The following is a 19,544-nucleotide window of genomic DNA, read 5'->3' as shown; positions in this document are numbered from 1 at the left end:
CTCATGTCACTTCGGGCGCCGCAGCTGCAGCGGCGCCTGGCGAGCGAATTCTGCCGGCGGCCCGGCGGCGGACCGGCGTCAAACCCCGGTCGAGCGAGAACTAATCGTCAGCCTTGCAGGCGACAGAAATCGGCGCGCAGGCCGTCGGGCGTGCGGGCCAGGTAGAGGGTCAGCGCGGCGCCGTGCTCGCGGGAAACGGCGTGGATGGCATCGCCGATGTGGGCCGGCACAGGGCCAGTGAAGCGCAGGCTGAACTGTTCGCCGATCTGGCGGCCGGGCAGGGCCAGGGCGGCCCGCAGGGTGACGGTGTGGCCGTCGACCTCGAAGGCCTGGCCGATGTGAGCCTGCCAGCTGGCCAGCGGAGCCCGGCCGTCGAGGCTGGGCCGCACGCCGGCCAGGGCCGTGGCGGTGCCGCCGCTGGCGACGATGGCGGTGGTGCCGCTCTTCAGGAAATCGCGCTTGTTGATCACGGCAGTGCTCCTTCAGGGGCGGGGCGGCGCATGGCCTGGTGCAGGCCCTGGGGCTGGCCCTCGGCGACGAAGCCCAGGCGCTCGTACAGGCGCCGGGCGGGGTTGTGCAGTTCGACCTGGATGCCCAGGGCCCGCCCAAGTGCATCGGCCTTCGCGGCCAGGTCCTGCAGGCAGCGGCCGCCCAGACCGTGGCCGCGCCAGGCGGGCAGCAGGGCGATGTCCAGGATGTGCAGGCGGTCCTCGCGCTCGTCCAGCCAGAGCCGGCCGGCGACCTCGCCGTCGACCAGGATGAGCTGGCAGACCGAGTGCGGGAAATGCGCGCGGTAATGCTGCTGCTGGGCGCGGTGCTGCTGGCGCACGAAGGCCTCGCGCTGCTCGGGCGGCCAGCCGGTCAGGGCCAGCTCGTCGGCGCGCGTGCCGGCGTAGATGGCGAGCTGCCAGGCGTCATCGGCCGCGGTGGCGGCGCGCAGGCGGTAGTGCCAGGCTCTTTCGGGCCGAGCGCTGGGCCGCTCCCGAGCCGGCCCGCTGTGGCGATGTGCGTGCGGCTCAATGCCGCAAGCATCGCCGTCCCCTCGGGGGACCGGCCAAGGTACTCCTTGGACGAGGGGCTTCATGAACGTGAGGGAAAGATGCCCTGCAGCGCGATGCAGAACATCAGCGCCAGATAGGGTTGGCGGTTGTCGTGCGGCTGGCCGGCGCCGGCCGCGCCGATGGCGCCGGCGGCCATGGGGGCTGCGGCACCCGGCGCGCGATAGACGTTGGCACCGTTGGCGGCCGGCGCCATCACGTTGCCGGCGGGGCTGGTGGCGGTGGGCGAGCTGCCGGCCATCAGCGCATGGCTGTGCATGGGCATCTCGCTGGCTTGCAGGGCCACCGTGGCCTGGCCGACGGGCTGGCCGATGTCGCGCGGGCTCAGGCCCGGGCCGGTGCCGGTACCCATGGCGAAGCGCTCCTGCAGATTGGGCAGGGCGAAGGTGGTCTTGCCGTTGCCGCCGTAGTTGGTGCCCAGCAGCGAGAACAGCGCGGTGTTCTGGGCGATGGGGATGAGCTGGCCATCGCAGCTGGCCCAGCCGGTGGGCGCGAAGTTGAAGGGCAGCACGCGGATCTCGGCGACGAAGGGGTCGGACATGTCGGGCTCCTCAGGTGGGCGAGGGGAAGATGCCGAACAGCGCAATGATGTAGCTCAGGGCCAGCGTCGGCGCCATGTTCTCGTGGGCCTGGTTGCCGCCCGCCGCGCCAACGGCGCCACCGGCCATGGCGGTGGCCGCGGCGCCGGGGTCGTAGCTGGCCACCGCCGTGCTCGCCAGCAGCGCGCCGCCGGGCGCCGAACCGGTGGCGGCGGCCGTGTTGGCGCGCAGCGCATGCGTGTGCGGGGGCATCTGGCCGGCCAGCAGGGTCACGGTCTCGGTGCCGCCGAGCTCGCCCATCGTGCGCGACGAGCCGCCCGGCCCCTGGCCCTGATGCACCGGCACGCGGCCGCTGAGGTCGGGCAGGGAGAAGGTGGTCTGGCCGTCACCGCCATAGGTGGTCCCGATCAGCTGGAACAGCACCTCGTGCTCGGCGATGGACAGGGTCTGGCCCTGGCAGAACATCCAGCCAGAGGGTGCGAAGCTGCCTGCAAAGAGGCGAATCTCGCCGATGTAGGGAGTCGACATCGCGGTCTCCTCTTGATTCAGTTGCGACTGGGGAAGATGCCCTGCAGCGCGATGACCCAGCTCAACACCGTGAAGGGCTGCATATTGGGGTGGGGCTGGCCGCCGCCGACGCTGGCCAGCGAGGTCGGGCCCATGAGGGTGTCGTTGCCGGCCGGCCCGTAGCGATTGACGCCGCCGCGGGGCTTGGCCGCGGGCACGGCGCCGCCGGGCACGCTGGCATTGGCGAGGTCGTTGGTGGCCGTCAGCGCGTGGGTGTGGGCGGGCAGCTGGCCGGATGTCAGCGCGACGGCCTCCTGGCCCGCCTTCTCGCCCAGCGTCACGCTGATGCCGACATGCAGCGGGGTGCGACCGCGCAGGTCCGGCAGGGCAAAGGTGGTCTGGCCGTTGCCGCCGTAGGTGGTGCCGAGCAGCGCGAACAGGGCCTGGTTCTGGGCGATGGGCAGCAGCTGGCCATGGCACAGGGCCCAGCCCTTGGGCGGGAAGCCGAAGCTCATCAGCTTGAGTTCACCGAGGAAGGGAGTCGACATGGAAGACCTCCTAACCGAATACGGCTTCGTAGTGCAGGCCGCCGGCCGCGCGGGCCACCGGCACGAGGAAGATGTCCATCGCATCGAGCTGCGGATGCTCCAGCCGGTAGATGCGTTGCGGCAGCGCGGGCTCGGGCGGCGCCTCGAAGGTCAGGCTGAAGGGCTGGCGGCCCTCGAGGGCCGTGCCCTGGCCGGCACGGGCTTCGATGAGTTCGGCCGGCAGGCTGCTGGCCTCGTCCAGCCGCAGCGTGAAGCGGCTGCCCACCAGCGGCTGGAAGCGCGCCAGTGTGAAGTTGTCGGCCTCAGTCACGGCGGCGGCGCAAGACGAGCAGCAGGCCGCCGGCCAGCAGCAGCGCGGTGGCGGGCTCGGGCACGGCGGTGGTGATGAAGTCGATGCGGAACTCGGCGTAGTTGTCGCCGCTGCCCGCGAAGCGCTGCTTGAACTGCAGGGTGTCGAGATCGAAGCTGTAGGAGTCGTCGTCGATCTTGTGCAGCAGCACCATGGGGTCGGCCGGGCTCAGCAAGCCGCTCGTGCTGGCGGGCCCCGAGGTCGCGAAGCCGTCGTAGGCATAGACCAGCACGCCGGTGATGGCGTGGCCGGTGAAGGCGATGCCATCGAACTGGTAGCGCGCATGCGCGCCGCCGCTGCCCAGATAACCTGTCGTCAGCACGCCGCCGCTGTCGTCGCCAACACCCAGGCGCATCAGGATCATGGTGCCGGAGAAGAAGACACGCTCGTTGTCCAGCATGAAGTCGCTGACGGCGCCCGAGCCGCCCAGGTTGGCCGCCTTGACGCCATCGGCGAGGTCGGCGAAGGCGACGGTCTGGGACAGGTCGATGGGCGTGCTGTCGCCGGCAATGCCGCCGGGTGCGATCAGCTTCACCGTGATGTCGCCGGCGAAGTCGGCCTGCGCGGTCAGCGAGGACAGGGCCAGGAGCAGGCCACCGAGCAGGTGGCCGAGACACAAGCGCTTGCTGGGCATGGAGCCTCCCCGTGCGTTGTCAGGCGAGTGAGTGGACTCGCAGCGCCGGCTCGGCGCCAGGGGTTGCTCCCGTGAACAAGGGGGAACAAGTTAGGGGGCATGGCCCCTTCAGTTCGGTTCAGCCGAGCTCGTCGACGCCCGCCCGCAGGGCCCGCCAGAAAGCCGGGTCCTGGGAGGTGGCCATGTTGATGCGCATCAGCGAGCCGGGGCGGCGCGTGGCGCTGAACAGGGCGCCGGGCGCGATCAGCCAGCCGGCGTCCAGCAGGGGCTGGGCCAGCCTCTCGGTGTCGACGCCGACGTCCAGCCAGCCGAACAGGCCGTCGGGCGGCGCGGCCCACTGGAAGCCCTGCCGGGTCGCGAGGGCCGAGACGCGCTGGCGGGCCGCGTCCAGGCGCTCGCGCAGGCGCTGGGCGTGGCGGCGCAGCCGGCCCTGCTCCAGGCACAGCGCGACGGCGCGCTCCAGCACGGCCGAGCTGGTCAGGCCGTCGAGCAGCTTGGTGTCGGTCAGCGCGCGCAGGCGCTCGGGAGCGGCGGCCAGGTAGCCGACGCGCCAGGCCGGCGTCAGCACCTTGGAGAAGCCCGACACATAGGTCACGCGGCGCAGGCCGTCCAGGGCCGCCAGCCGCGGCAGGTGCTCGGGCGCGAGGAAGCCGTAGCTGTCGTCCTCGACGATGAAGAAGTCGTGCTCGTCGGCCAGGCGCAGCAGCTTGTGGGCGCCAGCCAGGTTGAGGCTGTGGCCCGTCGGGTTGTGCAGCACCGACACGGTCAGGTAGGCGCGTGGCGAGTGGGCGGCGGCCAGCGAGTTCAGCACGTCCAGATCGGGCCCTTGGGCGCCGCGCGGCACCGGCAGCAGGCGGATGCCGGCCTGCATCAGCCGCGCGAACATGACAGCCCAGCCGGGGTCGTCCACGAGGACGGCATCGCCCGGCTGCAGCTGGGTGCGGATGAGGAGGTCCAGCGCGTGCGTCGCGCCATTGGTCGTCAGGATCTGGGCCGGGCCGGCATGGATGCCGAGGTCGTGCAGGCGCTGGCTCAGGGCTGCGCGCAGGCGGGCGTCGCCGCTGGGGTCGCCGTAGCTGGTCTGCACGGCCAGGGCGTCGGCCGCGTTGAGGCGGCGCAGGGCCGACTGCAGCAGCGTCGGGTCCAGCCAGTCGGCCGGCAGGGTGCCCAGGCCGGGCGAGCGCGCGGCGTCGGCCTCGAACATGCCGCGGATCAGCGCCGTGGCGTCCATCGGGGCCTGGCGCGGCATGGCCAGGGCGGGGGCGCGAGCCGGGGTTCGGGTCGCGGCAGGCCGGCTTTCACGCACGAAGAAGCCGCGCTGGCGGCGCGCCTCCAGCAGGCCGGCCGCCTGCAGCTGGTCGTAGGCGGCCACGACCGTGTGGGGGCTGACCCCATGCTGGCGTGCGCAGTCGCGCACCGAGGGCAGGCGGGCGCCGGGCAGCAGCAGGCGTTCGCGGATGCGCTGGGCATAGCGCTCGGCCAACTGGCCGGCGAGGGGCAGGCTGGCACCGCGCTGCAGCGGGGGATGTGTACCGGTCGGCATGGCAGTACAGATTCGTGGTCTGGTGGGCTGACTGTACTGGTTCTGTATCGGTTTCATGCCTCAGACTGAGTCCATGTCAGGGTTTTCCACGTCCACCGCCATCTCCACGACGAGCGCCTCCGACGCCACGCGCGGCCTGCTGCTTGGCGCGGCCGGCGTGCTGATGTTCGCGCTCAGCATTCCGATGACGCGCCTGGCCGGTGGCAGCGCGGCGGCGCCCCAGCTCGACCCGGCATTTGTCGCCTTCGGCCGCGCCGCTGTCGCCGGCCTGCTGTCGGTCCTCTATCTGTGGGTCACCGGCGCACGCCGCCCGCGTGGTGGCGAGTGGGGGCTGCTGGCCTTCACGGCGGCGGGGGTGGTCTTCGGCTGGCCGCTGCTGCTGGGCTTTGCCGTGCGGCATGTCGACGCCGTGCATGCCTCCGTCGTGTCTGGCGTCCTGCCTCTGGCCACGGCCGTCATCGCGGCCCTGGTGCTGAGGCAGCGGCCCAGCCTGGGCTTCTGGCTCTGCGCGCTGGCCGGCCTGTCCCTGGTCATCGGGTTTGCGGCCTGGCGCGGTGCCGGCGGCCTGGAGATGGCGGATGGGCTGCTGCTGGGCGCCGTCGTCAGCGCGTCGGCCGGCTATGTCAGCGGCGCCCGCCTGTCCAAGTCGCTGACGGCCGAGCAGGTCATCTGCTGGGTGCTGGTCATCAGTCTGCCCATCACCGTGCCGCTGGCGCTGTGGACGCTGCCGACGGCGCCCGTCGCACCCTCGGCTTGGCTCGGTTTTGTCTACGTCTCCCTGGTCTCCATGTGGATCGGCTTCTTTGCCTGGTATCGCGGCCTGGCCCTGGGCGGCACGCTGCGTGTCAGCCAGGTGCAGGTGCTGCAACCGTTCTTGTCCATGCTGTTTGCCGTGCCCATCCTGGGCGAGTCCCTGGATGCGATGACCGTGGTCTTCGCCATCGCCGTGCTCGCGGTGGTTTGGCTGGGCAAGCGGCAACCGGTTCACTGAAGGAGATGTTCATGAACGATAGCTTCACGACCCGACTCGCACCCGGACAGGCCCTGACCCTGGCCGCCGCGCGCACGCCGCGCCGCCTCGTCGTCATGGGCGGCCGGGTTTGGGCGACCATTTCGGGTGGCAGCGATGACCACTGGCTGCGTGCCGGCGAGGGCCTGACACTGGCGTCGGGCCAGGAGGTCGTCGTCGAGGCCTGGCACGAGGCTGAATTCCAGTTGCTGCAGCCCCTGCCGCAGCGCCGTGCCGAAGCCCGGCCCGCGCGTGGCTGGCGCATGAACCTGGCACCCGCATGAAAACACTCGGCATCCTCGGTGGCATGAGCTGGGAATCGACCCAGCATCTGTACGCCCTCATCAATCGCGGCGTCGCCGCTCGCCTGGGTGGCCTGCACAGCGCGCAGCTCGTGCTGCATAGCGTGGACTTCGCGCCCATCGCCGCCCTGCAGTCGGCCGGTGATTGGGGCGAGGCTGCGCGCTTGCTGGGCGATGCAGCCGCCGGCCTGAAGCGCGCCGGCGCCGAGGCCCTGCTGATCGCGACCAACACCATGCATCTCGTCGCCGCCGAGGTCGAGCGCACCGCCGGCCTGCCGGTGCTGCACATCGTCGACGCGACGGCCGAGGCCCTGCGCGCTGCGGGCGTTAAACGCGCCGGCCTGCTGGCCACGCGCTTCACGATGGAGCAGGGCTTCTACCGCGAGCGCATGTGGGAGCGCTTCGGCATCGAACTCATCACGCCCGACGAGGCCGGCCGCGTCGAAGTGCACCGCCTGATCTATGAGGAGCTGTGCCGCGGCCGCTTCGAGCCGGCCTCGCGCGAGGCCCTGCGCGGCCAGGTCGCGGGCCTCGCCGACCGCGGGGCCCAGGCGGCCATCCTGGGCTGCACCGAGCTGGGCCTGTTGCTGCCGGCTGAAAGCGCTGCCGCCCTGCCGCTGTTCGATTCCACCGATTTGCAGGCCCGTGCCGCCGTCGAGTGGATGCTAGGCTGACTGCTTTGAAATCCCACGTAACTCCATCATGAGCACCGTCTGGACCCAAGCGCGCCGCGCCGCGCGGATGAACCCGTCCATCATTCGCGAGATCCTCAAGGTCACCGAGAAGCCGGGCATCCTGTCCATGGCTGGTGGCCTGCCGAGCGCGGACACCTTCCCCGTCGACGCGCTGAAGGCCGCCTGCGACCGCGTGTTGAGCAAGTCGCCGCGCGAGGCCCTGCAGTACGCGGCCAGCGAGGGCTTTGCGCCGCTGCGCGAATGGGTGGCGTCGCGGGTCGCCTCACTCGGCATGCAGGTCTCGCCCGACCAGGTGCTGATCACCAGCGGCTCCCAGCAGGGCCTGGACCTGGTGGGCAAGATCCTCTGCGACGCCGGCGCGCCGGTGGCCGTCGAGACACCGACCTATCTCGGCGCCCTGCAGGCCTTCACGCCCTTCGAGCCGCTGTTCGCCAGCCTGGCCAGCGACAGCGAGGGCCCGCTGCCCGAAGCCATCGCAGCCCTGCCGCACGATGCGCCCGGCACGCGCTTCAGCTATCTGCTGCCCAACTACCAGAACCCCACCGGCCGCGTCATGGGCGCCCAGCGCCGCGTCGAGGTTGTCGAGGCCTCGCGCCGCGCCGGCGTGCCCATCGTCGAGGACAACCCCTATGGCGACCTCTGGTTCGACGAGCCGCCGCCGGCCTCGCTGTCCTCGCTATGGCCGGAAGGCTCGCTCTACCTCGGCTCCTTCTCCAAGGTGCTGACGCCGGGTTTCCGCCTCGGCTACATCGTCGCCCCCACCGAGCTCTATCCCAAGCTGCTGCAGGCCAAGCAGGCCGCCGACCTGCACACGCCGGGCTTCAACCAGCGCGTCGTCCACGAGGTCATCAAGGACGGCTTCCTGGACCAGCACATCCCCTCCATCCGCGCCCGCTACAAGGCCAACCGCGACGCCATGGCCGAGGCCCTGCGCGAATTCCTGCCGGCCGGCTGTGACTATCTGTCGCCCCAGGGCGGCATGTTCTTCTGGATCCGCCTGCCCGAGGGCCTGGACGCCATGGCCCTGCTGCCGCGGGCCGTGGACGCCGGCATCGCCTTTGTGCCCGGTGCGGCCTTCTACGCCCACCAGCCCGACCCGCGCACGCTGCGCCTGAGCTTCGTGACGCTGACGCCCGACCTGATCCGCGAGGGCGTCGAGAAGCTCGGCCGCGTGCTGCACGAGGCGCTGGAGCCGGCCACGGAGCACGCGCCCTGATGCAACGTGACGGCTACCGCCTCAGCTTCGCGCCCGCGGACATCGACGCGGTGGCCGCGCACGCCTTCCTGACCCGCGCCTACTGGAGCGAGGGCATTCCGCTGGCCCTGGTCGAGCGCTCGATTGCGAATTCCTTGTGCATAGCCCTGCATGCCGATGGCGTCGGCCAGGTCGGCTTTGCCCGCGTCGTGACGGACCGGACGACCTTTGCCTATCTCTGCGACGTCTATGTGCTCGATACCCATCGCGGCCGGGGCCTGGCGACGTGGATGATCGAGACGTTGCTGGCTCATCCTGATCTGCAAGGCCTGCGCCGCTTCATGCTCTTCACTCGTGACGCCCATGCCGTCTACACCGGCCACGGCTTCACGCCGCTGGCCAATCCGCAGCGCGGCATGGAAATCGTCAGACCCGGCCTCTACATCAAGCCATGACCCGCTCACGCCGCTTTACCCAGGTCGATGTCTTCACTGCCCAGCCGCTGAAGGGCAACCCGCTGGCCGTCGTCATCGACGCCGACGGCCTGAGCGACGCCGAGATGCAGGCCTTCGCGAACTGGACCCATCTCAGCGAGACCACCTTCCTGCTGCCGCCCACCGACCCTGCGGCCGACTACCGCGTGCGCATCTTCACGACGGCGCGCGAGCTGCCGTTTGCGGGCCATCCGACCCTGGGCAGCTGCCACGCCTGGCTGGCTGCGGGTGGCCAGCCCAAGGGAGAGGCGGTCGTGCAGCAATGTGGCGTGGGTCTGGTGAAGGTGCGCCGCGATGGCGGCCGCCTGGCCTTTGCCGCGCCGCCCCTGCTGCGCAGCGGGCCGCTGGACGAGCCCAAGCTGGGCCAGGTCTGCGCCGGCCTGGGCGTGAAGCGCGAAGACATCGTGACCCACCAGTGGGTGGACAACGGCCCCGGCTGGTGCGCCGTCATGCTGGCCTCGGCGGAGCAGGTGCTGGCGCTCAAGCCCGACTGGTCGCGCATGGCCGGCCTGGAGCTGGGCGTGGTCGGGCCGCACAAGGTGGGCGTCGTGGCGCGGTCGGACGAGCCGCAATTCGAGGTGAGGGCCTTCATCTCCGGCGACGGCGTGCCCGAGGATCCGGTCACCGGCAGCCTGAATGCCGGCCTGGCGCAATGGCTGATCGGCGCCGGGCTGGCGCCTGATGCCTATGTGGTGGCTCAGGGCACGGCGCTGGGCCGCGCCGGCCGCGTCCATGTGCAACGCGAGGGCGAGGCCATCTGGATAGGCGGCGACGTGACGCCACTGGTGCAGGGCCAGGTCGCGCTGTGACCATGGAGCTGGATCACCTCGTCGTCGGCGCCGCCTCGCTGGAGGAGGGCGTGGCCTGGTGCGAGCGCGTGCTGGGCGTGACGCCCGGTCCCGGCGGCAAGCATGCGCTGATGGGCACGCACAACCGCCTGCTCAACGTCAGCGCGCCGAATCACCCGCGCTGCTATCTGGAGATCATCGCCATCGATCCCGAGGCCGCGCCGCCGGCCCGTGCGCGCTGGTTCGACCTGGACCTGCCCGCGCTGCGCGAGCGCCTGTCGCAAGGCCCCGGCCTGATCCACTGGGTGTCGCGCGTGCCGAATCTGGATGCAGCCCTGGCCAACTGGCGTGGCGAGGGTGTCGATGCGGGCGAAGCGGTGGGGGCCTCGCGCGGCCATCTGCGCTGGCGCATCGCGCTGCGCGAGGATGGCCGACGGCTGCGCCGCGAGGCCTTGCCGGTGCTGATCGAATGGGGCGAGGCACATCCGACCGATGGCATGGCCGAGTCCGGCGTGCAGTTGCTGGGCTTCGAGGCCCGCGACGGTTTGCGGGCTCGCCTGGCCACGCCGCGCGGCGAGGTCGAACTGGAGGTGATCGGCTGATGAAGACGGAAGACCTGTTTCGCGAAGACGCGACGCTGCTGGCCTGCGACGCCAGCGTCACGGCCCAGGTCGATGGCGGCGTGCTGCTGGACCGCACCGTCTGCTATCCGGTCGGCGGCGGCCAGGCTGGCGACACCGGCTGGCTGGTGGCCGGCGAGCAGCGCTGGCGCGTGACGGACACGCGCAAGAGCAAGGAGCACCCCGAGGCCATCGTCCATCTGATCGAAGGCGATCTGCCTGCCGTCGGCACGGCGGTGCGCGTGGAGGTCGATGCCGCGCGCCGCATGGCCCATCGGCGCTTCCACACCGCCACGCATCTGCTGTGCGCGCTGCTGCCTTATCCGGTCGACGGCTGCTCCATCACCGAGGGCTATGCACGGCTGGACTTCCACACCGACGAGCCCTTCGACAAGGAGGCCATCCAGGCCGGCCTGAACCGGCTGGTGGCGGAGGCGCATCCGGTCGGGCATCGCTGGATCACGGAAGACGAGCTGGATGCGAATCCCGGGCTTGTGCGCTCGATGAGCGTGCAGCCGCCGCGGGGTCTCGGGCGCATCCGCGTGTTGGAGGTGGAAGGGGTGGACCTGCAGCCCTGCGGCGGCACGCATGTCTCGAACACCGCCGAGATTGGCTCAGTGGTGGTGACGAAGATTGAGAAGAAATCAGCCAAGGCCCGCAGGGTCGTGCTCGGCTTTGCCGAGTCGGCCACGGGCCGAAGCTGATTTCTGGGGAGCACTCATGTTCGCATCGCGAACGTGAGTGATCACCAAGAAGAGTGCCAAGACTAGACGCGTGGTCTTGGGATTTGCCGCCTGACTCCTCTGGATAAACTGCGGCGCCTATGGCCGGCCCTGACATACAGATCATCACGCCCGAGTCCCCCGCGGACTGGCAGGAGACCCGCCTCATCCTGCGCGACTACGCGAGCAGCCTCGATGTGGATCTGGGTTTCCAGGGCTTCGAGGAAGAGCTGGCCGGCCTGCCCGGTGTCTACGCACCGCCCGGCGGCCTGATGCTGCTGGCCACCGTCGACGGGGCCATTGCGGGCAGTGGTGCCTTCCGGCCCCTGCCCGACGCCGACTACCCGAACGCCTGCGAGATGAAGCGCCTGTTCGTGCGCCCGGCCTTCCGCCGTTTCGGCCTGGGCCGCATCCTGGCCCAGGCGTTGATGGACCGCGCCACCGAAGCCGGCTACTCGTCCATGCTGCTGGACACGCTGGACGACATGGAAGCCGCCCGCGGCCTCTACGAAAGCCTGGGCTTTGCCGAAGTGCCGCCCTTCTATTTCAACCCCATCCCCGGCGCCCACTACCTGAAGGCCGAGCTCGGCGCCTTCCGGCCGAGTTACTTCGGATAACGGCCTAGAGTGGCGGGATGGCCTCTCAAGACATCCAAGCCCTCGGTTCTCACCGCTGCCTGCTCGGCGAATCGCCGCTGTGGCACCCCACGGAACAGCAGCTCTATGCGGTCGACATCCCCGGCCGCCAGGTGCTGCGCTGGCGCGAGGGGGCCGACGCGCCGGATGTCTGGGCCCAGGATGCCGAGCCGGGCTGCATCGCGGCGCGTGCCAGCGGCGGCCTGCTGGTCGCCCGGCGTGACGGCTTGTGGGCGCTGGACACGACGACCGGCGAGCAGCGGCTGGTCGCCGCGCCGCCCTATGACGCGGCGCGGCTGCGCTTCAATGATGGCAAGGTCGACCCTTCTGGCCGCCTGTGGATAGGCAGCATCTCGGATGCGCGAGAGCCCGAGGCGGCGCTCTATCGCTTCGACGGCAAGAGCTTCACCGCCCAGGTGCCCGGCCTGACGACGTCCAACGGCCTGGCCTGGAGCCCGGATGGCCGTCGCATGCATTGGTCGGACACCAAGGCCCACTGCATCTATGCGGCCGACTTCGATGCCGCGACCGGGGCGCTGTCCAACCCGCGCGTCTTTGCCGAGTTCAAGCCGAAGGCGGCGGGCGAGGCCTATGGCGGCCGCCCCGACGGCGCCGCCATGGATGCCGAGGGTTGCTACTGGGCTGCCATGTTCGAAGGCGGCTGCGTCCTGCGCATCGCGCCGACCGGCGAGGTGGTGCGGCGCGTCGAGCTGCCGGCCACCTGCCCGACCATGCCCACTTTCGGCGGACCCGACGGGCGCACCCTCTTCATCACGACGGCCCGCGAGAAGCGCCCCGCCGACGAGCTCGAACGTGAGCCGCTGGCCGGCGCCGTGCTGCAGCTGCGCGTTGACGTGCCGGGCTTGCCGGCGACCCTGACGGACGCCTGAACGGGGCCTGAATCCTTTGGCGGCGAGGGGGAGTATTTACCCCGGTGTAACTCGTCACCTATAATGAGTGGCTTTGTTGGATGGCGCCTGTGCGTCATCCCGGTGCAATCGGCTTTCCGGTAGTTTTGGAGGCTGAGCCGCCCACCCCAGGACCTGGCGCCATGACCGAGAACGGCCCCCGAAAGACCTGGCCCCCCGCTGTTTCGACGGCCGGAGGCTGGGACGACGATCAAGAGGAGCCGCCCGTCAAGGCGCTGAACCCGGAGCAGGCGGCGGCGCTGAAGTCCGCGTTGCCGATGTTGTCGCCCTGGCGTGTGCTGGGGATGCAGCTGGTGGCAGGTCTGCTGTGCGTGGCCGTGATCCGGCTGTGGACGGCGTCCGGCGTGGCCATGGCCTCGGCGCTGTACGGCGTCGCGGCGGTGGTGCTGCCGGGCATGCTGCTTGCGCGGGGGCTGACAAAGCGCGTGGATTCTGCGGTCGGTGCGGCCGCCGGGTTCATGGCTTGGGAATTTTTGAAAATCGGTGCATCGATCGCGATGCTGGTGCTGGCGCCAAAGGTGGTGCCGGGCCTGAGCTGGCCAGCCCTGCTGGTCACCCTCGCGGTGTGCATCAAAGTGAACTGGCTTGCGCTCGCGTGGCGTGGCCGCAGATAGAACTGACGAGGCAGAACGAAACATGGCATCAGCAGGCCACGAAACAGCCGCCCCGAGCGCCGGTGAATACATCATTCACCACTTGCATCACGCGCAGAACGGCACCCAGAAGGGCATCGTCGATTTCTCCGTCGTCAACCTGGACTCCATCTTCTTCAGCGTGCTGCTGGGTCTGATCGGCAGCTTCCTGCTGTGGCGCGCTGCGAAGTCCGCCACTTCGGGCGTCCCGGGCCGTTTTCAAGCCGCCGTTGAAATCCTCGTCGAAATCGTCGCCGACCAGGCCAAGGGCATCGTCCACAACGCCAACAGCCGCAAGCTGGTGGCTCCGCTGGCCCTGACCGTCTTCGTCTGGATCTTCCTGATGAATGCGATGGACCTGTTCCCGGTGGACCTGTTCCCCTGGATCTGGCAGCAGATCACCGGCGACCACCACGCCTATCTGCGCGTCGTGCCGACCGCCGACCTGTCCATGACCATGGGCCTGTCCCTGGGCGTGCTGATCACCTGCATCGTCTACAACGTCAAGATCAAGGGCGCCGGCGGCTGGGGCCATGAACTGATCTCGGCACCCTTCGGCGACAAGGTCTATCTCTACCCCGTCAACCTCGGCATGCAGCTGATCGAGTTCGTCGCCAAGACCGTGTCCCACGGCATGCGACTGTTCGGCAACATGTACGCCGGCGAACTGATCTTCATGCTGATCGCCCTGATGGGCGGCGCCTGGAGCCTGTCGGCGACCGGCATCGGCCTGGCCATCGGCCACATCATTGCCGGTTCGGTGTGGGCCATCTTCCACATCCTGATCATCACGCTGCAGGCCTTCGTCTTCATGATGCTGACGCTGGTCTACATCGGTCAGGCCCACGACGCTCACTGAGCGTCACCCCAAGTTTCCCCAAGCAGTTTTTCTTCAACCCCTTTTCTCTAGTCCCTTAAGGAGTCATCGTGGAAGTCATTAGCTTTGTTGCTCTCGCCGCTGGTCTGATCATTGGTCTGGGCGCCTTCGGTGCTTGTATCGGCATCGGCATCATGGGCAGCAAGTACCTTGAGTCCGCCGCTCGTCAGCCCGAGCTGATGAACGAACTGCAAACCAAGATGTTCCTGCTGGCCGGCCTGATCGACGCCGCCTTCATCATCGGCACCGGTATCGCCCTGTGGTTCGCCACGGCCAACCCCTTCCTGGGCCAGATCGCCCAAGCCGTCGCGGCCACCGCCAAGTAATTCGACGTTGCCGCCCCGCCCTCGGACTCCTGGGGGCGGCTTCAAGCACTCGAAACTTTGTGAGGCATCACCGTGTTTATTAACGCGTCGCTCATCGTTCAGATGATCGTGTTCCTGATCCTGGTCGGGTTCACGATGAAGTATGTGTGGCCGCCGATCATCAAGGCGCTCGACGAGCGTGCCGCGAAGATCGCTGCTGGCCTGTCCGCTGCCGACAAGGCCAAGGCCGAACTGGCCGGCGCCGAAGCGCAGATCGCCAAGGAACTGGCTGCGACCAAGGCCGAATCCGGCAAGCTGATCTCGGATGCCGAGAAGCGCGCCGCCGCCATCGTCGACGCCGCCAAGGGCAAGGCCGAAGAAGAAGGCGCCAAGATCCTGGCCGCCGCCAAGGCCGACGCCGAGCAGCAGGTTTCCCGCGCTCGCGAAGTCCTGCGCGAGCAAGTCGCTGCGCTGGCCGTCAAGGGTGCCGAGCAGATCCTGCAGAAGGAAGTCAACGCCGGCGTCCACGCCGAGCTGCTGGCTCGCCTGAAGACGGAGCTGTAAATGGCTGAACTCGCCACCATCGCCCGGCCCTACGCCGAAGCCCTGTTCCAGGTTGCCAAGTCGCAAGACCTCGCCGCCTGGGGCCGTCAACTCGACGCGCTGGCCCAGGTGGCGCAGGACGCCGATCTGCGCCAGTTCGCCGATCACCCCAAGGCCCAGTCCGAGCAGGTCGTCGCGGTTGTCGCCGCGGCCACCAAGCAGACGCTGGCCGCTGGCGTGCAGAACTTCCTGCAGACCGTCGTCGAAAACGGCCGCCTGGCCGCGCTGCCCGAGATCGTGGCCCAGTACCACGTGCTGGCCAACGCCGCTTCGGGCGTGTCCGACGCGCAGATCTTCAGCGCCTACGAGATCAGCGACGCTCAGCTCGCCGAACTCAAGGCTTCGCTGGAAAAGCGCTTCGGCCGCAAGCTCGACACCCATGTGCAGCTGGAGCCCAGCCTGATCGGCGGCGTTCGCGTCGTCGTCGGCGACGAGGTGCTGGACACCTCCGTCAAGGCCCGCCTCGAGCGCATGAAGGTCGCGCTGACTGCCTGATCCGCAGCTGCTGATAGCCACGCAAGACATTCCGATTTACCCCGCGTCAGACCCCGCCCTTGATCAGGCGAAGGAACGGCCAACTGGGAGACCAAGCATGCAACTGAATCCCGCTGAAATTTCCGAACTGATCAAGAGCCGCATCGAGGGTCTTGGTGGCAGCACGGACATCCGCAACCAGGGCACCGTCGTGTCCGTTTCCGACGGCATCGTCCGCGTCCACGGCCTGTCCGACGTGATGCAGGGCGAAATGCTCGAATTCCCGCCGACCGCTGACGGCACGCAGACCTTCGGTCTGGCCCTGAACCTCGAGCGCGACTCCGTCGGCGCCGTGATTCTGGGTGCCTACGAGCACGTCTCGGAAGGCGACACCGTGAAGTGCACGGGCCGCATCCTGGAAGTGCCGGTCGGCCCCGAGCTGATCGGCCGCGTCGTGAACGCGCTGGGTCAGCCCATCGACGGCAAGGGCCCGATCAACGCCAAGATGACCGACGTCATCGAGAAGGTCGCCCCGGGCGTGATCGCGCGCAAGAGCGTTGACCAACCCGTGCAGACCGGCCTGAAGTCCATCGACTCCATGGTTCCCGTCGGCCGCGGCCAGCGCGAACTGATCATTGGTGACCGTCAGACGGGCAAGACCGCCGTCGCCATCGACGCGATCATCAACCAGAAGGGTCAGAACATGACCTGCGTCTACGTCGCCATCGGCCAGAAGGCGTCGTCGATCAAGAACGTGGTGCGCTCGCTGGAGCAGGCCGGCGCGATGGAATACACCATCGTCGTCGCTGCCTCGGCTTCGGAATCCGCCGCCATGCAATACGTGTCGGCCTATTCCGGCTGCACGATGGGCGAGTACTTCCGCGACCGCGGCCAAGACGCCCTGATCGTCTATGACGACCTGTCCAAGCAAGCCGTGGCCTACCGCCAGGTCTCGCTGCTGCTGCGCCGCCCGCCGGGCCGCGAAGCCTTCCCCGGCGACGTGTTCTATCTCCACAGCCGCCTGCTGGAGCGTGCCGCTCGCGTGAACGCCGACTACGTCGAAGCCTTCACCAAGGGTGAAGTCAAGGGCAAGACCGGTTCGCTGACGGCCCTGCCCATCATCGAAACGCAAGCCGGCGACGTGTCCGCCTTCGTGCCGACCAACGTGATCTCGATCACCGACGGCCAGATCTTCCTGGAAACCTCGCTGTTCAACGCCGGTATCCGCCCCGCCATCAACGCCGGTATCTCGGTGTCGCGCGTCGGTGGTGCTGCCCAGACCAAGCTGGTGAAGTCGCTGTCCGGCGGTATCCGTACCGACCTGGCCCAGTACCGTGAGCTGGCTGCCTTCGCGCAGTTCGCTTCCGACCTGGACGAAGCCACCCGCAAGCAGCTGGACCGCGGTGCCCGCGTGACGGAACTGCTGAAGCAGGCTCAGTACTCGCCGCTGTCCATCTCGCTGATGGCTGCTTCGCTGTACGCCGCCAACAAGGGCTTCATGGACAGCATCGAAGTGAAGAAGGTCCTGGCCTTCGAACACGGCCTGCACCAGTTCCTGAAGACCAGCCATACCGCTCTGCTGACCAAGCTGGAGAACGACAAGGCGATGGACAAGGACGCTGAAGCCGAACTGAACGCCGCGATCGCTTCCTTCAAGAAGTCCTTCGCTTAAGCCACGGAACACGCGGGGCCCAGCCTCAAAACTAGCCCCGCACTGAACTAGGAGTTCGAATGGCTTCAAGCAAAGAAATCCGCGGCAAGATCAAGTCGGTCGAGAACACCAAGAAGATCACCAAGGCGATGGAAATGGTCGCCGCGTCCAAGATGCGCAAGGCGCAGGAGCGGATGCGGTCGGCTCGTCCCTACGCTGAGAAGATCGGCAACATCGCGGCCGAACTGGCCAAGGCCAACCCCGAGTACCGCCATCCCTTCCTCGTCAAGAACGAGGAAGCGAAGACGGTCGGCATGGTCGTCGTCACGACGGACAAGGGCCTGTGCGGTGGTCTCAACACCAACCTGCTGCGCGCCGCCACCACCAAGCTTCGCGAGCTGGAAGCGGCGGGCCAGAAGTCCGAAGTCGTTGCCATCGGTGGCAAGGGCCTGGGCTTCATGAACCGCGTCGGCGCCAAGGTCGTGGCTCACGCCACGCAGCTCGGCGACCAGCCCCACATCGAGGCCCTCATCGGCCCCGTCAAGGTGCTGCTCGACGCCTACGCCGCCGGCAAGCTGTCCGCCGTCTACCTCTGCTACACGCAGTTCATCAACACGATGAAGCAAGAGGTGAAGGTGCACCAGCTGCTGCCGCTGAAGGCTGCCGACATGGCCACCGACAAAGCCGGCCACTCGTGGGACTACCTCTACGAGCCGGATGCCGCCACGGTCATCAACGACCTGCTGGTGCGCTACACGGAAGCGCTGGTCTTCCAGGCCGTCGCCGAGAACATGGCCAGCGAGCAGTCCGCCCGCATGGTGGCCATGAAGGCCGCGACGGACAACGCCGGCACGCTGATCGGTGAGCTGAAGCTGGTCTACAACAAGACCCGCCAGGCTGCGATCACCAAGGAACTCTCCGAGATCGTCAGCGGCGCGGCCGCGGTGGGCTGATAGCCCGAACGCAAAGATTTGAATTGAAGGAACGCACAAATGTCTAACACTCAAGCAGTCGGCAAGATCGTTCAGTGCATTGGCGCCGTCGTGGACGTGGAATTCCCGCGCGACAAGATGCCCAAGGTCTACGACGCCCTGAAGATGGAAGGCGCCGCTCTGACGCTGGAAGTCCAGCAGCAGCTGGGCGACGGCGTGGTCCGCACCATTGCGCTGGGTTCGTCCGACGGCCTGCGCCGCGGCACCGAGGTCTACAACACCGGCGACACCATCCAGGTGCCGGTCGGCAAGGCCACCCTCGGCCGCATCATGGACGTGCTGGGCAACCCCATCGACGAGCGCGGCCCTGTCGCTTCGACGCTGACCGCCTCCATCCACCGCGCCGCCCCGGCCTACGACGAGCTGAGCCCGTCGCAGGACCTGCTGGAAACCGGCATCAAGGTGATCGACCTGATCTGCCCGTTCGCCAAGGGCGGCAAGGTGGGTCTGTTCGGTGGCGCCGGCGTCGGCAAGACCGTGAACATGATGGAGCTCATCAACAACATCGCCAAGGCGCACAGCGGTCTGTCCGTGTTCGCCGGCGTGGGTGAGCGCACCCGTGAGGGCAACGACTTCTATCACGAGATGTCGGACTCCGGCGTCGTCGTGCAGGAGAAGCTCGAAGACTCCAAGGTCGCCATGGTCTACGGCCAGATGAACGAGCCCCCGGGCAACCGTCTGCGCGTCGCCCTGACCGGCCTGACCATCGCCGAGTCGTTCCGCGACGAAGGCAAGGACGTGCTGTTCTTCGTGGACAACATCTACCGCTACACGCTGGCCGGCACGGAAGTGTCCGCTCTGCTGGGCCGCATGCCTTCCGCCGTGGGCTACCAGCCGACGCTGGCCGAGGAAATGGGCCGCCTGCAAGAGCGCATCACGTCGACCAAGGTCGGCTCGATCACGTCCATCCAGGCCGTCTACGTCCCTGCGGACGACCTGACCGACCCGTCGCCCGCCACGACCTTCGCCCACTTGGACGCCACCGTCGTGCTGTCGCGTGACATCGCTTCGCTGGGCATCTACCCCGCCGTGGACCCGCTGGACTCGACCAGCCGCCAGATCGACCCCAACGTCGTCGGCGAAGAGCACTACACGACGACCCGTGCCGTGCAGCAGGTGCTGCAGCGCTACAAGGAACTGCGCGACATCATCGCCATCCTGGGCATGGACGAACTGTCGCCGGAAGACAAGCTGTCGGTCGCTCGCGCCCGCAAGATCCAGCGCTTCCTGTCGCAGCCCTTCCACGTCGCCGAAGTGTTCACGGGCACCCCGGGCAAGTACGTGCCGCTGAAGGAAACCATCCGCGGCTTCAAGATGATCGTCAACGGCGAGTGCGACTCGCTGCCCGAGCAGGCCTTCTACATGGTCGGCACGATTGACGAAGCCTTCGAGAAGGCGAAGAAGATCCAGTAAAGCCGGCGGGGCCTCGGCCCCGTTGCTTCA

Annotated in this window: 26 protein-coding genes; 18 read left to right on the top strand and 8 right to left on the bottom strand. The window is 68.5% G+C overall.

Going from position 1 to position 19,544, the window contains the following annotated elements:
- Positions 1-107 precede the first annotated feature (107 nt).
- From AC07OY_RS09370 to AC07OY_RS09335, 8 genes are all read right to left on the bottom strand, one after another.
- Entirely contained in the window at positions 108-470 is a 363-nt protein-coding gene (locus AC07OY_RS09370) for a DUF6916 family protein (RefSeq protein WP_495042289.1), read from the bottom strand.
- Positions 467-1,084, bottom strand: a complete 618-nt coding sequence (locus AC07OY_RS09365; RefSeq protein WP_495042288.1) for a GNAT family N-acetyltransferase — start codon at positions 1,082-1,084, stop codon at positions 467-469. Before AC07OY_RS09365 ends, AC07OY_RS09370 begins: the two co-directional genes overlap by 4 nt.
- Positions 1,081-1,599, bottom strand: a complete 519-nt coding sequence (locus AC07OY_RS09360) for a phage tail protein (RefSeq protein ID WP_495042287.1) — start codon at positions 1,597-1,599, stop codon at positions 1,081-1,083. The genes AC07OY_RS09365 and AC07OY_RS09360 overlap by 4 nt, the downstream gene beginning before the upstream one ends.
- A gap of 10 nt (positions 1,600-1,609) precedes the next feature.
- Positions 1,610-2,125, bottom strand: a complete 516-nt coding sequence (locus AC07OY_RS09355) for a phage tail protein (protein ID WP_495042286.1) — start codon at positions 2,123-2,125, stop codon at positions 1,610-1,612.
- 17 nt (positions 2,126-2,142) lie between these two features.
- Complete coding sequence (locus AC07OY_RS09350) at positions 2,143-2,652, bottom strand: phage tail protein (protein ID WP_495042285.1); 510 nt, start codon at positions 2,650-2,652, stop codon at positions 2,143-2,145.
- A gap of 10 nt (positions 2,653-2,662) precedes the next feature.
- Positions 2,663-2,962 carry a DUF6916 family protein gene (locus tag AC07OY_RS09345; RefSeq protein ID WP_495042284.1) on the bottom strand — a complete coding sequence of 100 codons (300 nt, stop codon included), beginning with the start codon at positions 2,960-2,962 and terminating at the stop codon, positions 2,663-2,665.
- A complete protein-coding gene (locus tag AC07OY_RS09340; protein ID WP_495042283.1) occupies positions 2,955-3,635 on the bottom strand; it encodes a PEP-CTERM sorting domain-containing protein in 681 nt (226 codons plus the stop codon). The genes AC07OY_RS09345 and AC07OY_RS09340 overlap by 8 nt, the downstream gene beginning before the upstream one ends.
- Positions 3,636-3,753: 118 nt before the next feature.
- Positions 3,754-5,178, bottom strand: a complete 1,425-nt coding sequence (locus AC07OY_RS09335; RefSeq protein ID WP_495042282.1) for an aminotransferase-like domain-containing protein — start codon at positions 5,176-5,178, stop codon at positions 3,754-3,756.
- Positions 5,179-5,251: 73 nt separating this feature from the next.
- Between AC07OY_RS09335 and AC07OY_RS09330 the strand changes: the two genes are divergently transcribed.
- From AC07OY_RS09330 to atpD, 18 genes are all read left to right on the top strand, one after another.
- Positions 5,252-6,169 carry a DMT family transporter gene (locus tag AC07OY_RS09330; RefSeq protein ID WP_495042281.1) on the top strand — a complete coding sequence of 306 codons (918 nt, stop codon included), beginning with the start codon at positions 5,252-5,254 and terminating at the stop codon, positions 6,167-6,169.
- An 11-nt stretch (positions 6,170-6,180) separates the two neighbouring features.
- On the top strand, positions 6,181-6,471 hold the full coding sequence (locus AC07OY_RS09325; RefSeq protein ID WP_495042280.1) for a DUF2917 domain-containing protein: 291 nt from the start codon (positions 6,181-6,183) through the stop codon (positions 6,469-6,471).
- Positions 6,468-7,163 (top strand): aspartate/glutamate racemase family protein, encoded by a 696-nt coding sequence (locus tag AC07OY_RS09320; protein WP_495042279.1) that lies wholly within the window; start codon positions 6,468-6,470, stop codon positions 7,161-7,163. Before AC07OY_RS09325 ends, AC07OY_RS09320 begins: the two co-directional genes overlap by 4 nt.
- A 28-nt stretch (positions 7,164-7,191) precedes the next feature.
- Positions 7,192-8,400, top strand: a complete 1,209-nt coding sequence (locus tag AC07OY_RS09315) for an aminotransferase-like domain-containing protein (RefSeq protein ID WP_495042278.1) — start codon at positions 7,192-7,194, stop codon at positions 8,398-8,400.
- Positions 8,400-8,834, top strand: coding sequence for a GNAT family N-acetyltransferase (locus tag AC07OY_RS09310; RefSeq protein WP_495042277.1), 435 nt, complete (start codon positions 8,400-8,402; stop codon positions 8,832-8,834). Before AC07OY_RS09315 ends, AC07OY_RS09310 begins: the two co-directional genes overlap by 1 nt.
- Entirely contained in the window at positions 8,831-9,682 is an 852-nt protein-coding gene (locus AC07OY_RS09305) for a PhzF family phenazine biosynthesis protein (protein ID WP_495042276.1), read from the top strand. The genes AC07OY_RS09310 and AC07OY_RS09305 overlap by 4 nt, the downstream gene beginning before the upstream one ends.
- Positions 9,683-9,684: 2 nt before the next feature.
- Entirely contained in the window at positions 9,685-10,263 is a 579-nt protein-coding gene (locus AC07OY_RS09300; RefSeq protein WP_495042275.1) for a VOC family protein, read from the top strand.
- Positions 10,263-10,985: an alanyl-tRNA editing protein gene (locus tag AC07OY_RS09295; RefSeq protein ID WP_495042274.1), complete on the top strand. Its 723-nt coding sequence runs from the start codon at positions 10,263-10,265 to the stop codon at positions 10,983-10,985. The genes AC07OY_RS09300 and AC07OY_RS09295 overlap by 1 nt, the downstream gene beginning before the upstream one ends.
- Positions 10,986-11,104: 119 nt before the next feature.
- A complete protein-coding gene (locus AC07OY_RS09290) occupies positions 11,105-11,620 on the top strand; it encodes a GNAT family N-acetyltransferase (protein WP_495042273.1) in 516 nt (171 codons plus the stop codon).
- 17 nt (positions 11,621-11,637) lie between these two features.
- Positions 11,638-12,528 (top strand): SMP-30/gluconolactonase/LRE family protein, encoded by an 891-nt coding sequence (locus AC07OY_RS09285; RefSeq protein WP_495042272.1) that lies wholly within the window; start codon positions 11,638-11,640, stop codon positions 12,526-12,528.
- Between the two features lie 161 nt (positions 12,529-12,689).
- A complete protein-coding gene (locus AC07OY_RS09280) occupies positions 12,690-13,181 on the top strand; it encodes an ATP synthase subunit I (protein ID WP_495042271.1) in 492 nt (163 codons plus the stop codon).
- A 22-nt stretch (positions 13,182-13,203) separates the two neighbouring features.
- Positions 13,204-14,058: a F0F1 ATP synthase subunit A gene (gene atpB, locus AC07OY_RS09275; protein ID WP_495042270.1), complete on the top strand. Its 855-nt coding sequence runs from the start codon at positions 13,204-13,206 to the stop codon at positions 14,056-14,058.
- A gap of 68 nt (positions 14,059-14,126) precedes the next feature.
- A complete protein-coding gene (atpE, locus tag AC07OY_RS09270; RefSeq protein ID WP_492658041.1) occupies positions 14,127-14,402 on the top strand; it encodes a F0F1 ATP synthase subunit C in 276 nt (91 codons plus the stop codon).
- Positions 14,403-14,474: 72 nt separating this feature from the next.
- Positions 14,475-14,945 carry a F0F1 ATP synthase subunit B gene (locus AC07OY_RS09265; RefSeq protein WP_495042269.1) on the top strand — a complete coding sequence of 157 codons (471 nt, stop codon included), beginning with the start codon at positions 14,475-14,477 and terminating at the stop codon, positions 14,943-14,945.
- Positions 14,946-15,479 carry a F0F1 ATP synthase subunit delta gene (locus tag AC07OY_RS09260; protein ID WP_495042268.1) on the top strand — a complete coding sequence of 178 codons (534 nt, stop codon included), beginning with the start codon at positions 14,946-14,948 and terminating at the stop codon, positions 15,477-15,479.
- Positions 15,480-15,576: 97 nt separating this feature from the next.
- A complete protein-coding gene (atpA, locus tag AC07OY_RS09255) occupies positions 15,577-17,130 on the top strand; it encodes a F0F1 ATP synthase subunit alpha (RefSeq protein ID WP_495042267.1) in 1,554 nt (517 codons plus the stop codon).
- 59 nt (positions 17,131-17,189) lie between these two features.
- A complete protein-coding gene (gene atpG / locus AC07OY_RS09250) occupies positions 17,190-18,062 on the top strand; it encodes a F0F1 ATP synthase subunit gamma (RefSeq protein WP_495042266.1) in 873 nt (290 codons plus the stop codon).
- A gap of 39 nt (positions 18,063-18,101) precedes the next feature.
- The gene (atpD, locus tag AC07OY_RS09245; protein ID WP_495042265.1) at positions 18,102-19,514 is read left to right on the top strand and encodes a F0F1 ATP synthase subunit beta; all 1,413 of its coding nucleotides are present in this window, start codon (positions 18,102-18,104) and stop codon (positions 19,512-19,514) included.
- The last annotated feature ends 30 nt before the right edge of the window (positions 19,515-19,544 follow it).

The organism is Roseateles sp. GW821-FHT09H10 (assembly GCF_059415865.1).
This window is presented reverse-complemented; position numbering and strand designations above follow the sequence as displayed.

Excerpts from the sequence above, each read along its gene's own strand:
- AC07OY_RS09365 (WP_495042288.1), bottom strand. The coding sequence starts at position 1,084 with ATGAAGCCCCTCGTCCAAGGAGTACCTTGGCCGGTCCCCCGAGGGGAC.
- AC07OY_RS09360 (WP_495042287.1), bottom strand. The coding sequence starts at position 1,599 with ATGTCCGACCCCTTCGTCGCCGAGATCCGCGTGCTGCCCTTCAACTTC.
- AC07OY_RS09355 (WP_495042286.1), bottom strand. The coding sequence starts at position 2,125 with ATGTCGACTCCCTACATCGGCGAGATTCGCCTCTTTGCAGGCAGCTTC.
- AC07OY_RS09350 (WP_495042285.1), bottom strand. The coding sequence starts at position 2,652 with ATGTCGACTCCCTTCCTCGGTGAACTCAAGCTGATGAGCTTCGGCTTC.
- AC07OY_RS09340 (WP_495042283.1), bottom strand. The coding sequence starts at position 3,635 with ATGCCCAGCAAGCGCTTGTGTCTCGGCCACCTGCTCGGTGGCCTGCTC.
- AC07OY_RS09335 (WP_495042282.1), bottom strand. The coding sequence starts at position 5,178 with ATGCCGACCGGTACACATCCCCCGCTGCAGCGCGGTGCCAGCCTGCCC.
- AC07OY_RS09330 (WP_495042281.1), top strand. The coding sequence starts at position 5,252 with ATGTCAGGGTTTTCCACGTCCACCGCCATCTCCACGACGAGCGCCTCC.
- AC07OY_RS09325 (WP_495042280.1), top strand. The coding sequence starts at position 6,181 with ATGAACGATAGCTTCACGACCCGACTCGCACCCGGACAGGCCCTGACC.
- AC07OY_RS09320 (WP_495042279.1), top strand. The coding sequence starts at position 6,468 with ATGAAAACACTCGGCATCCTCGGTGGCATGAGCTGGGAATCGACCCAG.
- AC07OY_RS09315 (WP_495042278.1), top strand. The coding sequence starts at position 7,192 with ATGAGCACCGTCTGGACCCAAGCGCGCCGCGCCGCGCGGATGAACCCG.
- AC07OY_RS09310 (WP_495042277.1), top strand. The coding sequence starts at position 8,400 with ATGCAACGTGACGGCTACCGCCTCAGCTTCGCGCCCGCGGACATCGAC.
- AC07OY_RS09305 (WP_495042276.1), top strand. The coding sequence starts at position 8,831 with ATGACCCGCTCACGCCGCTTTACCCAGGTCGATGTCTTCACTGCCCAG.
- AC07OY_RS09300 (WP_495042275.1), top strand. The coding sequence starts at position 9,685 with ATGGAGCTGGATCACCTCGTCGTCGGCGCCGCCTCGCTGGAGGAGGGC.
- AC07OY_RS09295 (WP_495042274.1), top strand. The coding sequence starts at position 10,263 with ATGAAGACGGAAGACCTGTTTCGCGAAGACGCGACGCTGCTGGCCTGC.
- AC07OY_RS09290 (WP_495042273.1), top strand. The coding sequence starts at position 11,105 with ATGGCCGGCCCTGACATACAGATCATCACGCCCGAGTCCCCCGCGGAC.
- AC07OY_RS09285 (WP_495042272.1), top strand. The coding sequence starts at position 11,638 with ATGGCCTCTCAAGACATCCAAGCCCTCGGTTCTCACCGCTGCCTGCTC.
- AC07OY_RS09280 (WP_495042271.1), top strand. The coding sequence starts at position 12,690 with ATGACCGAGAACGGCCCCCGAAAGACCTGGCCCCCCGCTGTTTCGACG.
- atpB (WP_495042270.1), top strand. The coding sequence starts at position 13,204 with ATGGCATCAGCAGGCCACGAAACAGCCGCCCCGAGCGCCGGTGAATAC.
- AC07OY_RS09260 (WP_495042268.1), top strand. The coding sequence starts at position 14,946 with ATGGCTGAACTCGCCACCATCGCCCGGCCCTACGCCGAAGCCCTGTTC.
- atpA (WP_495042267.1), top strand. The coding sequence starts at position 15,577 with ATGCAACTGAATCCCGCTGAAATTTCCGAACTGATCAAGAGCCGCATC.
- atpG (WP_495042266.1), top strand. The coding sequence starts at position 17,190 with ATGGCTTCAAGCAAAGAAATCCGCGGCAAGATCAAGTCGGTCGAGAAC.
- atpD (WP_495042265.1), top strand. The coding sequence starts at position 18,102 with ATGTCTAACACTCAAGCAGTCGGCAAGATCGTTCAGTGCATTGGCGCC.